We start from the raw sequence: 13,323 nt of genomic DNA, 5'->3' as shown, positions 1-13,323 counted from the left end.
TTAATATATGTGGAATGAATTACTTATATTGTAACATGTTACTCACAAAGATATTATGACATTACTTTAGTATTTTCTGGTTATTGTTGTAATTAGTTTATATAACCTCATCTTAAAATCTTATGCTAATATGAAATTAAGAAAAAAGAAGCAGAGGGATATAGCATGAAGAATATAGGTTTAGTATTAGAAGGCGGAGGAATGAAAGGTTTATATACTGCAGGTGTACTCGAATATTTCATGGAAAAGAACTTATTCTTTCCGTATGTAGTCGGCGTATCAGCTGGAGCCTGTATGGGAGCAACTTATTTATCACGTCAAAAAGGGAGAAATAAGAAAGTAAATACAGAGCTAGTAGCAGATCACCGTTATATATCTTATCGAAATTTGATTCGAAAACGCGAATTATTCGGAATGGATTTTTTATTTGATGAAGTACCTAATAAAATTGTACCATTTGATTTTCAAACTTTCTTAAAATGTAATGAACAGTTTGTCATAGGGACGACTGATTGCGAATCAGGACAAGCCATTTATTATAATAAAGCAGAACACGGAAATGATATTTTAAAAATCATTCGCGCCTCAAGCTCTGTACCGTTTATAGCACCTGCTGTAGAATATAATAATCGAAAATTATTAGATGGAGGGATTATAGACCCTATACCAGTTTTGAAAGCCCAAAAGGATGGTTATGAAAAGAACGTTGTCATTATGACAAAGCCAGAAGGATATGAGAAGCAGCGAAATAAATTTTCAGGCCTGGCTAAAATTTTATATAGAAAATATCCGAAAATCGCAGAGAATTTAGTAGACCATTATCGTTTTTATAATGAGACGATATCTTATATGAATCGGGAAGAACAAAAAGATAATTTTTATGTAATTCAACCAAGTGTACAGCTTCCTATAAGCGGAATAGAAAGAAATAAGGAAAAGCTCGTTAATCTATATAATCTTGGGTATATAGATGCTCAATATCATTATGAAAACTTATTAAATTGGATAGAGAAATAAAGGGGTGGAAAGTTGAAGTTAGGAAAAAGGGTTATTTTTAATGAATTGCAGAAAATGCATATTCCACTTCATAAACCGTTTCCTTATCGTGCTACAGCAAAATTGCAGCGAGACTTAAAAAGTAAATTTACCGAAGATGACTGTATAAACGCTGATTTTAATCATTATTGGATGCATACAGCAGCTACTTTAAATTCTGTACTAAATGGAAACGAACAGAACATTACGTTTCAACAAATAAAGTGGTTAAGAAAATCGTTTTTCGAGTGGTTTCCGCAATATCGTTTTCTAGAAACAGAAATTGTGAATTATCCCATTTTGTATAGAGATTTCATAAGTTATGAGAAGACCAGGAAGCTATTACTTTATTACCTTACTGAATAAAAGCGAAAACGTACAGGTTACATTACTTGTACGTTTTTTTGTTCATAAAACATTCAATATTAACAACTAGTTTATATAGGAATTCTAATGAGAAGAAAGAAGTACATATAATAGAATGATACAGGGGAGGAGAGAGGAATAGCTGTTTTACTTTAAGTTATTGTCCAACTCGAATACAGTTAGTTATTTATGTTAAAATATTTCGAGTGAAATCAAGCTTTTAAGGATTTCATTAAACATTAAACAAAACAAGTTAGCAACGTAGAAGGGATAACATTAACATGAAAAACGTATCAAATATAGATAAAGTAGAATCAATAAAATCTTTACAGTCAACAATTAGTAAACTTGAAAATGCCTTATCACAGATGACTCAAAAAGGATCAAACACTACTTTAGTGAAAAAAAGACTCAAAGCAGCTAGTATCGGCTTAGCTATGTTAGAAAGTATTTGGAATCAAGAAACCCATCATTACACGCAAGAGGATTTAGCAGACGCTCGAAATGTTCTAATTGGTTTGCTTCCATCAATTGAAAAAATTTATGTTAAGTCAAAGCTCGGGAGTCCTCAAAGAACTCTTTTAGAAAGAAGAATAAAATCATTGGAACTTTCTATTCAAGCAATTGATCATTTTTCTAATCAATAACTTCTCTAAACACATAACTTACGACTAATAGATAATCGGTATAAGCGTATAACGTATATATGGTTAGGTGATCAAAATACTGAAAATGTCTATGTATTCGGTAGTTTTCCTGGTTGGGATCTGTCTGTAAATCAATTACAACGATTGTTACAGACAGATATTTGGTATGTTACGTTTAGGACGAATAAGAGTTTTATTTCAACTTATTATTTTACAGTAAATGATTTTTTTGAAAATGATTGGATAAAGCGTAGTGAACAGTACCAACTAGACCAATTTAATGAAAATGTATTTGGAGAAGGTGCCAATAAAGCGTCTGTGTTAAAAATAGATATGGAAGTGCAGTATAGCAGTCGTTTTCCTTCAAATGATTATCCATCCGGAAAGATTGAAACATATTCTTTTTATAGTTCGATTTTAAATAACACACGCAAAATTCATATTTATACGCCTCATGATTATTCTCACACTTCACATCTTCAAGAACTTCTCATTGTATTTGATGGGAATTCATTCATGACCTTTCAATCACAAAAACACTTAATTATTTAATTTACGAAAAAGAAATCCCATCGTGTATAGCTGTTGCTATAGATCCTGTCGATCGATTAGAAGAGCTAACTTATAACGATAAAATGAATGCATTTTTAACGAAGGAATTACTTCCGTGGATTCAAGCTAAGTATCACGTTTATCAAGAAAAGAATCATACAACAATTGCTGGTTTCAGTCTTGGTGGCTTAGCAGCTTTTTATGCAGCACTTCAAAATCCACATATTTTCGGAAATGTGTTGTCAATGCCTGGATCCGTACATTGGAAAAAGGATAATTATGAAAATACAATTCCTTGGATTGAAAATCAAATTTCATCAATAAATTCTAATGCGACTCATCTACATTCTTACATAGCAGTAGGTGAACTCGAAAACGAACTTCTTTTAACGGCTAATAGACGGCTATATAAAGCTTTAGAAGAAAAGAAATACCAAACCACTTACGAAGAGTTTCAAGGCGGACATGATAGCGTATGGTGGCGAGAAAAGCTATTCGATGGATTAAGGGCATTAGAATTTACAAAAACGACATTAGAAAATAAAAAGGAGAGAGAATCTATGAATCAAGAAGAACTAGATAAAAAACTAAAAAAGCAAGAGATTTTAGTGAAAGATGAGAAAGTTTGGTCCTATACGTATGAGGATCATATTAGTTCTATCGTTAAACAAGCAGAACAGAAAGGAGCTTTTGATAATTTACCTGGTAAAGGGAAACCTCTTAATCTTGATAAAGATCTTTCTTACAATCCTGAAAAGCAACTTTATAGAACTTTAGCAAATAATCATGTTTTGCCTAGGTGGATTGAGCTTTCAAAAGAAATTGACGATTTAAAAGAAAAGCTAAAAGAAAATACAAATACTACAGAAGCAGCGGAATTAATTCGAACTATCAATAAAAAGGTTTTAGAGCATAATTTACTTTGTCCGCCAAGCGCGCAAAAAATGAGGGTGAAAATGGATTTTTAACGATTTTCAATTAAGCTATCGCTTGCTATATAATTAAGTTAGGCATTTTCAATTCATTACTAAAGGGAGGCAAATGTAGTGAAGAATACGTATCAACTTCAAATTCCGAAAGATCTAGAACAGTATCGTAGTATTTTAGAAGAAAGTGTGAAACCGTATGTTAAAGTGTCTGGAACGCAAGCAGAGACAACGCTTTTTGAAAGTAAGTTTGGTGGATATCCGTATTTACCTATAGATCAAGAGCATCCTAAAGACTCAAACGGACAACCTATGATGTTACTTGCGCAGTTAAACTTTGAAGAAATTCCGCATGTTGAATATATGCCTCAAAAGGGAATGTTACAGTTTTTCGTAAGTGCTGGTGATGAGCTTTACGGAGCAGATTTTGATCATCCAACAATCCAAAAAGACTTTCGAATTATTTATCATTCTACAATTATAGAAGATTTAAATAAGGTTATTACTGATTTTAGTTATTTAAACACCTTAGAATTAGAGGACTTTATCATACCTGAAGCAGCGAAATTAATGTTTGAATTAGGTTATCAACCCGTAACGTCAAGGGATTATCGATTTGAAAAGATGTTTAGTGAGGATATTGATTGGGAAGAAATTGTTGATGAAGAAAATAATACAGAATTAGGCGAACTGTATGATGATTTATGTAAAGATCAAGGACATAAAATTGGTGGATATCCATTTTTCACACAGACAGATCCGAGAGAATGGGAAGAAAAATACCAGCAACATGACATATTATTGCTGCAAATCGATACAGACGATTCATTAAATATTATGTGGGGCGATTCTGGGGTTGCTAATTTCTTTATACGTAAGGAAGAGCTGTTAAATCTAGATTTTTCCAATGTCATTTACAATTGGGATTGTTACTAGAAGATATAAATAAAATAATAGCAAACAAAAAATCTTCCTGAAGGTGAGGAGGATTTTTTTATGTTAAAAATAAGCGTTATGTTAACTAGAATAAAAAACAATGAGTGTAATGAAAGTCAAGCCTAAATAACAGAAATAACAACAAATAATGTAAAGTTGTAAAACATGTGCAAATAGCAATAAATTCATTAAGTAAAACATAAAATAAAATTACTAATTTATATTTTGTATAGAAATAATTTTTCTGTATAAAAATTTCTTACCAATCAAAAATGTTTTTAATTCGTTAAATCTTAAGTGATTATTGATTAAGATTTGCTGTGATGAATTTATAACAAATAAAAACGATAAAAACTGAAGAAATTTGTTTAGATAAGATTTCATGTGAATCTCACTAAAAATCTCTGTTTCGTCTCATTAAGTATAGTTTACTTGGGTTTTGATACCTGATATTGCTTTGTTTCTATAACTGCCTATAATATATATTATGTTAACTGGATGAAAGTAATAAACTTATTATATGTTAGTGTAGATTGTTACGCTTCCCTTTTCATCGGATTCATTCTGTGTAATCGATTGTGTGCTTATTTGTTGTTGTTTTATGAGTTGTTGATGATAATGTCTCCAGATATAAATTATATTTAAGACAATAAAAAATGCAATTCGTTTTAAATGAACGCATTAAACGAATTGCATGGATATGATTCATAATAAGTTTTTAAAATTAGTTTGCTACAGCAATTGCTTCGATTTCAATTAAAAAGTTATCGTTAATTAACTTTCTAACTTCTACAGCTGAACTTGCTGGTGGATTTTTAGTATCGATGTATTGATCTCGAATATCTCTAACAATGGCCATCTGAGAAATGTCAGTTAAGAAAAATGTTAATTTGACTACATCATTAAATTTTAATTCCGAGGTTTCTAATGCACTTTTAATATTCTCGAATACTTGTCGCGTTTGTGTAGCTAAATCGTCAATTCCAACTATTTGACCGTCAGTGTTAATCGCTACTTATCCAGATATGTAAATTGTTCGTTTAGCGTTACTAACTTCGACTACATGCGAGTATCCAAAAGTTGGTGGCATCGTTTCTGGATTGATAAATTTCTTTTGCACAGCTCTTCTCCCCTTTAAATATTTCATTTTCTTCATATGTTAGATTTTAATTTCAGATTATCCTCTATTTACTAATAATTATTTATCCATTTAGCTGCTACATTTGTAAAAGTATATTAGCACTTTAATCTAAAGTTATTAATGGATTATGTACGTTTGATTTTCTTGTGCGCTTGTTATAATTACACCTTGTTTTATTAATTCTTCAGTTACTTTTGTATAGAAAAAGTGATACCACCAGATAAAAAACTCATCATAAGTTATTTCTTTAGAGTATCTGCTGCTCACAAAGTATTCTTTTAAAGGTTTATAGTTTTCTTTAAACAATAAGACTAAATCTTTACTGATTGTGTTTGCAATTTCGTTAAGTATAGATAAGTCTGTTGATTTAAATACAGGGATAAAAGGTTTTGAATTTTGATATAAACCTAATTTTTCGTAAACTATATTTAAATGTAAATCTATTTGTCTATCTGTTGCTACGTAACCTTTTACTAATTGCTCTTTCTTATAATTAATATCAGTAAATGTTTCGTTACCTGCTGTTATTAAATTTAATGTTGAATATCGAGCATTTCCATAAAGACCAATTTGAACTTCTCCTAAATCTAAATACGTATTACCATACATCACGAAAGCCTCTTTATCTGTTAGTTCTTGTTCTTGAATAGCATAATAATATCTTTTCTTATTTCTTAAAGGTCGTTTCTTTTTTTAATAGTTTTCTTCAATATAATTTATTTGTCCAAAATCTAATAACACACTACTATACAGTAACAGACTATACGATTCTTTAGATAAATAATTAAACGTGTCGTTTCTTTTTGAAATAGATTCAATTTGATTTGAATGATCTTCAATGATCTTAAGTGTTGGTTTAATTAGAGGTTCACAAAGGTTATAAAGCCTTTTTCCTTCATAAGCTGTATGTAATATATTCTCCGGACTATTATTAGTGAGCATTTCATATTCCCTTCCTTACTAATAAATTCATTGTAAAATCTATGTGTTTATTAAGTTCTATAAACGAAAATGAGTGTCCTCTAATAATCCCAAATTAGAAACCTTAGCATAGATATACTAAGGTTTCTTGCATTTTTATAATGAATGAATTCTTTCATAGTCTTTTTTAAATTGATTATCATTTTTTAACCAACTTTTAAAAGTTGGTTCCTTTATTTCTAAAATGGAACAAGTTTTAGCGATACATTTATTTTTCATATATTCCTTAAGGAAATTTTGTTTTCTCTGCTTAACAGCAGCTTGAGTTCTTTTTAGCTTTCGATCTTTTAATTGATCTAGACTTAGACTTTCTTTCTGAAATTCTTCATATTTTCTATGCAGATAAATATCTTTGTCTTTATAAATCCACTTTGAAAATAGTTGTATTGGTTTTCTTCCGGTTAAAATGACGCGATAATGTTTATTTTGATTTAGTAAATCGGCTGGTAAATTATGATTTTGTAGTACCTGATTTAAAGAATTCATAAAGTTATATGATCCTCCTACAAAGCTTACTGTATAAGTTTCATACTTAACGTAACCATCCCCATCAAAATATCCACGAACAAAATGATGCAAATATTCTTCTGGTACTAAAGGAAATTCAATGTTAAATGATTTACATGGCATGATTCCGTGAATATTCATTAGATCGTCTTTTATTACTTTGCTATTAATGTTTAGCATATATACGCCTGTTTTTTTATTCCGATATAGTGGCTGGTTGGTGTTTAGTTCTTGTTTTATATCTTCTAAAATGTAATTTTCTTTTTGAGATATACTGACACATTGATTTTCTTTCTGTATAACACCATCTGCTGCTATAAACCCTAAAATATAAGCCATATTGTTTGACCACGTTTTAAAATAATCTTCTGTTATGTCATACTTTCTTTTCCAACTCCCTATAGCGCGCCTTGGTACGTTATTGTCTGATAAAACCATACGAATATACCTTGCAGACACATTAGCAAGCATAGCGATTTCTGAGGTGCACTTACATCCTCTCCTTCCTTTCTTTTATTAGAGACATATTTTCTTCTATAACATACAATGAAACATATGTTCTTTGTTGCGTATAAGAAGGAATTTACTAAATAAAAACAATTTACATGTACTTAATATTTGTCTTAGCTGCTGCTGTGCGATTTGTACTTTATAATTTGACGGATTTATGAAATACAAGGCATTTTAGATGAAAGGTAAAATAATTTAGTTTAAACTAAAAATAGCTACAATAACAACATACGTATATTGTTAATCGTAAAAAGGAGAACGAATGAATAAGAAATATACAAATCAAATTCATACTGATATGAGTTTTAAACCGAAAGATATTATAAGTTTAATGACGGATTACTTTAAAATAAAATCAAAGCTGCGTCCTATAAAGGATTTGCCTATCGTTTTATCAAATAAAGATAATGAATCGTTAGAGAGTGTTACATGGTTTGGCCATTCTGCTTCTCTTTTGAAAATAGAAGGTAAAAAACTGTTATTAGACCCGATGTTTGGAGATGCCTCTTCCCCATTTCCCCTGTTTAATAGTAAACGCTATAGTGGTGCTTTTTCTTTAGAACGTGATGACCTTCAAGAAATTGATGCGATTATCATTTCTCATAATCACTATGATCATTTGAATTACAAAAGTATTATGCAGTTAAAAGATCGCGCAAAGCACTTTTATGTTCCAACTGGAGTTGCACAATATCTTATTAAATGGGGTGTTTCGCCTAGTAAAATTAGTGAGCATAATTGGTGGGACGAAATTACGTTTGATAATATTAAGTTAGTATGTGCACCTGCAAGGCATTTCTCTGGACGTGGTATGACAGATAGAGATCGTTCATTATGGTGTTCATGGCTTATTCTTGGTCAAGAGACTAAAATTTTCTTTAGTGGTGATAGCGGTTATGCCCCTCACTTTAAGGGAATTGGTGATAAATACGGTCCATTCGATCTTACATTAATGGAATGCGGGCAATATGATCCGAGGTGGTCTGCGATTCATATGTTGCCTGAAGAAACGGTACAAGCTCATATTGATGTTAAAGGAGAATTGCTTCTTCCGATTCATTGGGGTGCTTTTACGTTAGCATTACACGAATGGAGTGACCCGATAGAACGTGTTACGAAAGAAGCTAACCGTTTAGGAGTTAAAATTACAACGCCTCAAATTGGCGAATCTATTACGTTGAAATCTACAGACTATCCTAGGTATGCTTGGTGGCGAAAAGTCTAATTATAGTAAAAAGCGAATCTGTCTTATATAGAAGATTCGCTTTTTACTTATTGATTATAATGTATCGTTTACAAACTGATTAAACTTGTCTATTTCTTCAACGAATGGATTATGATTACTTTCTTCAAATTTAGTTAATGCTGCGTTCGGAATTAAATTTGCTATTTCACGAGAAAATATGTAGGGACATTGCGCATCATGCTTACCACAGTATATAAAACTTGGGATTTTTACGAATTTAAGTTTCTGACGAACATCATAATCTTTATATTCAACTTGTCTAAAATAATTTAACCGATTGCCAACTGTCTTTCCGCTATTCGGCAATTTTAATGCCTCTTCAAGCTTTTCTTCAGAATAAAAAGACATAAGTGCCCACTCTCTACTCAATGCTTTTCTTTCTTCTTGTAATATACTATCATCATTTAATTTATTCATAATTGATACGATTCTATTAAAATTTTCATTTTTACTACAGTATATACTATCTTTATGGGATGCATATCCCATACTCGCCGCTGCGCCACCAACAATTATTTTCGTTAAACTTTCTTGTGCTTCAGTCGCATATACAAGAGCTAACATCCCTCCTGTTGAATGACCAGCAAATCCCCATTTATTAATATATAAAGCTTCGCGAATCGCTTCTAAATCTTTAACCGTTTCCGTCATACTAAATTCGGAATCGCTATTTGCTAAATCTGAATTCCCACAACCCTTTAAATTAACTAAATATACGCTATAAAAATCAGTGAATGGGTTTGCAAAAGTATTTCCATTATTGTTATATTCACTATACATATGTGTAACGCATAAAGGCGGACCTTCTCCCTTCACAAAATACTCAAATTTTCCTCTAGTAGTCTTGATAATATTTGTTTTCCACATATTGAATCTCCTGTCTAAAATTTTTATTTCTATCTGCTTTTAGAAGTGAATTCATAAATAAAAATATTACTTTATTATATTGGATTTCCCACTATCTAAAACTCTATTTGCTGGTACACTGGACATTTCAACCATTGTATTCATACTCTTATCAGTCAGTTCAATGAGTTCGTTTTCATGTTTTATTTTATTTAAATCCCACACCATTCCATGAAATTCATTATGCTGACCACTTACCTTTACAATGCTTTTTGTTTTATTTGAAGGCTGTATTTGAAGATTTGTAAATTGATTCCCACTAATTTCATTTGGCGTAGTTACTTGACTGTCCATATAAATCATATTTACACAGTCTTCTAAAGAAAAGTTCATAAAACGATTGGCATTTATCCAAGCTTGTCCGGTGTTCGGTTTTTTTGCTACTAATTTTAGTCCGGTTTCCATTCCTACAATTTTAATGTTTTCGAAGTTAACAAACGAAATTTCATTTTCTTTTCCAGCAGAGTATAAAGAAATTCCGGTACCTTTATTCGTTTCCGTCCAATTAATAATATTTATATCTTTTATTTGTGTTTTGTTCCAAGTGTTATAATATTTATTTTTACCGTCTAAATAAATAACTTCAGAGTTAAATTTAGGATCGTCAATAGCTATATACGCTCCTTCAATGGATGCGTTTTTCTCTAGTTCTAGAACTCTAAAGTTTCCCTCAATCACAAATTGTGATCCATAACTAAATAATAATTTCACACCTTTTTTAACAATGATTGGTGACGTGATTTTATACTTTTTATCATCAAGCAATACGGTTTTTATTTTACTAGACGCTGCTTTATTAATAGCAGATTGTATTTTTATTGAATCATTTGCCCCTTTAAAGTCTTCTACATACAAGTTAGTGCTTTTAGCTGCATAGTCTTTTTTGTTGTATTGATAAAAAGCAAAAATAATTAAAACTATACCAATGAGTAAAACAATTATTTTCTTCATCGTACTCACCCCGTATCGATTAATCTATGGCTTTTATATTTAGATTATTATTATTTTGCTTTGTATTTCAGATTACCATTGCTGCTTTGTCTATGATTGAATTATATTATGTAGGATTTAGTAAACTGTTTGCTATACTAATACATCATTCTTATAATGTATTAATTTATGATTTCATAAAACAAAAGTCTGCTTGTACATAATGTAATCCCTTCCTCTATCCCTAATAAGCTCTTACTGGTGATATAAGATGTACTGCTGCAGATTGCTCTCCTCCTTCAATCAATATCGGTCTCATAGAACCGCCAAAGCTTAAAGTAATCGTTTCTTCTTTTATTGCTCTTAAAGCATCGACCATAAAACGCCCATCGAAAGATATATTTAATTGTTTTTCACCTTGAATCACATCTATTTGTTGCGTTTCGGATATTTGCCCAATTTGAGAAGCGTTTGAAGAAATTTTAATTGTAGATTCGTTTATGATTTCTAAGTTAACATTGTTATTGGCCCACTCACTTGCTAATAAACTTGATCGGTCTACACCTTGTAATATCTTTTTTCTATCTACATTAATAATCGTTTTAAAATCATTTGGAATAAGGTTAGAAATATTAGGATATTTCCCTTCGATTAGTCTTGAATATAATGTAGTTGTTCCGAGCGTAAATATAATATGACTCTCTGAAAGGTAAATATATACGAATTCCGAATTGCTGTTCATTAATTTTAGAAGTTCACTAATGGTTGCGCTTGGTACAATACAATTTGCTTTTACATCTGAGGAAATTCGCGTTTCACGTATCGCTAGTCTATGTGAGTCAGTTGCAGCACAAATTAACTTATTATTAGATAAAACTATATGCAACCCTGTAAGAACAGGTCTAGATTCATTTTTTGCTACCGCAAAGACTGTTTGTTTAAATACTTCAATCAATTGCTCTGTCTCTACCTTGATTTCTGCATGATTGTCTATAAGCGGTACATTCGGAAACTCATCTGCAGGAAATCCATTTAAACTTAATGTGATTTCTTCTGATTGTATCTTAATAATTTGCTCATTCTTACTTTTTATTGCTATATCACTTGGCATTTTCTTTATTATTTCAATGAAATACTTTGCAGGTACAACAATAGTTCCTGCCTTTAAAATAGTTGCAATCTTTTCGTCTTCAATTGAAACAGGAATGAATTTTTCGATAAAAATATTCGAGTTACTTGCAATTAAAGTAATTCCAGATTGATCTGCAGTTATTTTTATGCCAGATAATATAGGAATTAAAGATTTTGTTGATATTGCTTTACTTACTTCTGAAAGTGCTTGAGTGAATTGTTTGTGATTAACTATAAACTCCATGTTTTCCCCGCCTTACATGAGATAATATTTTTATGAAGATTGATGAACGATTGTTCCGTTAAAAAGGTACGGTACTGTTTCTTTCCTTCGTAAAAAATCTAGTAAATGTTCTGGTATGCGTAAATACGGTGCTGCTATATGTAATTCCATCCAAGTAATCTCTTCGATTTCTTTTGGCCTTGATATATATGTCTCTCCGCCAATTATTTCGCCTAGAAAATTAAAGAAAATTGCATGATGATCTCTTTCCTCGAAAAAGGCCTCACTGATAGAACAAATCCCGTTTACGTTTATATGTAACCCTGTTTCTTCTTTTACTTCCCGAATTACTGCTTCTTCTAACGTTTCTCCTAATTTAACTGCGCCACCCGGTAATGTATAATAAGAACCATTTTCCCCTTTGTTTTTTACCATTAAGATCTTTTCATTAGTTTTATCGTACAAAATCGCGTATGTAACATTAACTTTTTTCATATGTACCTCCTCTTTTTTTAATAAAAGGAATTTTCTGTCTTCTATTCATTCTACCATTAACTCCTTTTAATATATATAAGTTAGTTAAGTCTTGCCTTTACGGCTATTGGTGGAGTTAATAAGAATAGGCTACTGATATAAAAAAAGAACGTACCTTAGGAAGATTATCCAAAGTACGTTCTTGCAGTTTTAGAATGAAAATTGATTCAATTAATACTGAAATTAATAATAACCTCGCCCTTATTGCATTTGTATTCCAAATACTAATGTTAACAAATTCTATATACTTTTTAGCCGTTTTTCTAAATAATAATGATTATGTCCTTTCGGATGATCTTCACTTACTCCAATTACTTTATATCCATGTTTCTTATAAAAATCAGGAGCTTGAAAACTAAAAGTATCTAAATTAATTAACCTACAGCCTTTTTCAATTGCAAATTCTTCAATAAGTTTTATTAACTTGGTTCCATAACCTTCGTGTCTATATTCTTCAGACACCCATAGAAAGTCAACATGTACGTGGTGCCAAAAAGTTATCGCTGTTACCCCACCTACGATTTCTTCTTTTTCATCTCTTACTATGAAGCTAACCTTTTGTGAAGGTGTTTTTTCTTCATCTGCGAGATATTTTTGATTATATTCAATTACTTTCTCTCTTATGTAATCACTATCTTCTTGTACCCACTGCTGCACTATTTTCATTTTAAGTGTCACGCTCCTTTTTACTCATCTATTCAATTTTATAATGAAATTGTCCTGTCTTTAATGAGTTCGTAAAGAAGCAAAGT

General features: G+C 30.9%; 10 protein-coding genes and 4 pseudogenes. 6 read left to right on the top strand and 8 right to left on the bottom strand.

Annotated features, from left to right (window positions below; translation table 11 throughout):
- Positions 1-165: 165 nt before the first annotated feature.
- The 5 genes and pseudogenes from C4S65_RS12190 (at position 166) to C4S65_RS12165 (ending at position 4,462) form a co-directional block, all read left to right on the top strand.
- On the top strand, positions 166-1,017 hold the full coding sequence (locus C4S65_RS12190) for a patatin family protein (RefSeq protein WP_000789260.1): 852 nt from the start codon (positions 166-168) through the stop codon (positions 1,015-1,017).
- Positions 1,018-1,029: 12 nt separating this feature from the next.
- On the top strand, positions 1,030-1,401 hold the full coding sequence (locus C4S65_RS12185; RefSeq protein ID WP_098285690.1) for a YxiJ-like family protein: 372 nt from the start codon (positions 1,030-1,032) through the stop codon (positions 1,399-1,401).
- A gap of 281 nt (positions 1,402-1,682) precedes the next feature.
- Positions 1,683-2,048, top strand: a complete 366-nt coding sequence (locus C4S65_RS12175; RefSeq protein WP_086406251.1) for a hypothetical protein — start codon at positions 1,683-1,685, stop codon at positions 2,046-2,048.
- A gap of 27 nt (positions 2,049-2,075) precedes the next feature.
- A pseudogene (locus C4S65_RS12170) lies at positions 2,076-3,568 on the top strand (DnaJ family domain-containing protein); the annotation flags it as partial.
- 78 nt (positions 3,569-3,646) lie between these two features.
- Positions 3,647-4,462 carry a YwqG family protein gene (locus tag C4S65_RS12165; protein ID WP_098838503.1) on the top strand — a complete coding sequence of 272 codons (816 nt, stop codon included), beginning with the start codon at positions 3,647-3,649 and terminating at the stop codon, positions 4,460-4,462.
- A 724-nt stretch (positions 4,463-5,186) separates the two neighbouring features.
- Here C4S65_RS12165 and C4S65_RS12160 read toward each other — a convergent pair.
- The 3 pseudogenes from C4S65_RS12160 to C4S65_RS12150 all read right to left on the bottom strand — a co-directional run.
- A pseudogene (locus tag C4S65_RS12160) lies at positions 5,187-5,582 on the bottom strand (RidA family protein).
- Between the two features lie 138 nt (positions 5,583-5,720).
- Positions 5,721-6,545: pseudogene (locus C4S65_RS12155) on the bottom strand (hypothetical protein).
- 135 nt (positions 6,546-6,680) lie between these two features.
- Positions 6,681-7,577: pseudogene (locus C4S65_RS12150) on the bottom strand (LAGLIDADG family homing endonuclease); the annotation flags it as partial.
- A 286-nt stretch (positions 7,578-7,863) separates the two neighbouring features.
- On the opposite strand from C4S65_RS12150, the gene C4S65_RS12145 reads away from it, so the two are divergent.
- On the top strand, positions 7,864-8,826 hold the full coding sequence (locus C4S65_RS12145) for an MBL fold metallo-hydrolase (protein WP_086406248.1): 963 nt from the start codon (positions 7,864-7,866) through the stop codon (positions 8,824-8,826).
- Positions 8,827-8,880: 54 nt separating this feature from the next.
- Here C4S65_RS12145 and C4S65_RS12140 read toward each other — a convergent pair whose 3' ends face one another.
- The 5 genes from C4S65_RS12140 to C4S65_RS12120 all read right to left on the bottom strand — a co-directional run bounded on the left by C4S65_RS12140 (position 8,881) and on the right by C4S65_RS12120 (position 13,237).
- Positions 8,881-9,714, bottom strand: a complete 834-nt coding sequence (locus tag C4S65_RS12140; RefSeq protein ID WP_061667069.1) for an alpha/beta fold hydrolase — start codon at positions 9,712-9,714, stop codon at positions 8,881-8,883.
- Between the two features lie 66 nt (positions 9,715-9,780).
- On the bottom strand, positions 9,781-10,704 hold the full coding sequence (locus tag C4S65_RS12135; RefSeq protein ID WP_086406247.1) for a hypothetical protein: 924 nt from the start codon (positions 10,702-10,704) through the stop codon (positions 9,781-9,783).
- 223 nt (positions 10,705-10,927) lie between these two features.
- Positions 10,928-12,058, bottom strand: a complete 1,131-nt coding sequence (gene dnaN / locus C4S65_RS12130; protein ID WP_061667067.1) for a DNA polymerase III subunit beta — start codon at positions 12,056-12,058, stop codon at positions 10,928-10,930.
- Positions 12,059-12,088: 30 nt separating this feature from the next.
- A complete protein-coding gene (locus tag C4S65_RS12125) occupies positions 12,089-12,532 on the bottom strand; it encodes an NUDIX hydrolase (protein WP_086406246.1) in 444 nt (147 codons plus the stop codon).
- A gap of 279 nt (positions 12,533-12,811) precedes the next feature.
- On the bottom strand, positions 12,812-13,237 hold the full coding sequence (locus tag C4S65_RS12120) for a GNAT family N-acetyltransferase (protein ID WP_000706910.1): 426 nt from the start codon (positions 13,235-13,237) through the stop codon (positions 12,812-12,814).
- Between the last annotated feature and the right edge of the window lie 86 nt (positions 13,238-13,323).

The organism is Bacillus sp. ok061 (genome assembly GCF_900108285.1).
GTDB lineage: Bacteria > Bacillota > Bacilli > Bacillales > Bacillaceae_G > Bacillus_A > Bacillus_A thuringiensis_S.
Note: the sequence above shows the minus strand (reverse complement) of the source record. Positions and strands in the feature narration are given on the sequence as shown.

Bases quoted from the DNA above. Each gene is read 5' to 3' on its own strand.
- C4S65_RS12190 (WP_000789260.1), top strand. From the start codon at position 166: ATGAAGAATATAGGTTTAGTATTAGAAGGCGGAGGAATGAAAGGTTTA.
- C4S65_RS12175 (WP_086406251.1), top strand. From the start codon at position 1,683: ATGAAAAACGTATCAAATATAGATAAAGTAGAATCAATAAAATCTTTA.
- C4S65_RS12145 (WP_086406248.1), top strand. From the start codon at position 7,864: ATGAATAAGAAATATACAAATCAAATTCATACTGATATGAGTTTTAAA.
- C4S65_RS12140 (WP_061667069.1), bottom strand. From the start codon at position 9,714: ATGTGGAAAACAAATATTATCAAGACTACTAGAGGAAAATTTGAGTAT.
- C4S65_RS12135 (WP_086406247.1), bottom strand. From the start codon at position 10,704: ATGAAGAAAATAATTGTTTTACTCATTGGTATAGTTTTAATTATTTTT.
- dnaN (WP_061667067.1), bottom strand. From the start codon at position 12,058: ATGGAGTTTATAGTTAATCACAAACAATTCACTCAAGCACTTTCAGAA.
- C4S65_RS12125 (WP_086406246.1), bottom strand. From the start codon at position 12,532: ATGAAAAAAGTTAATGTTACATACGCGATTTTGTACGATAAAACTAAT.
- C4S65_RS12120 (WP_000706910.1), bottom strand. From the start codon at position 13,237: ATGAAAATAGTGCAGCAGTGGGTACAAGAAGATAGTGATTACATAAGA.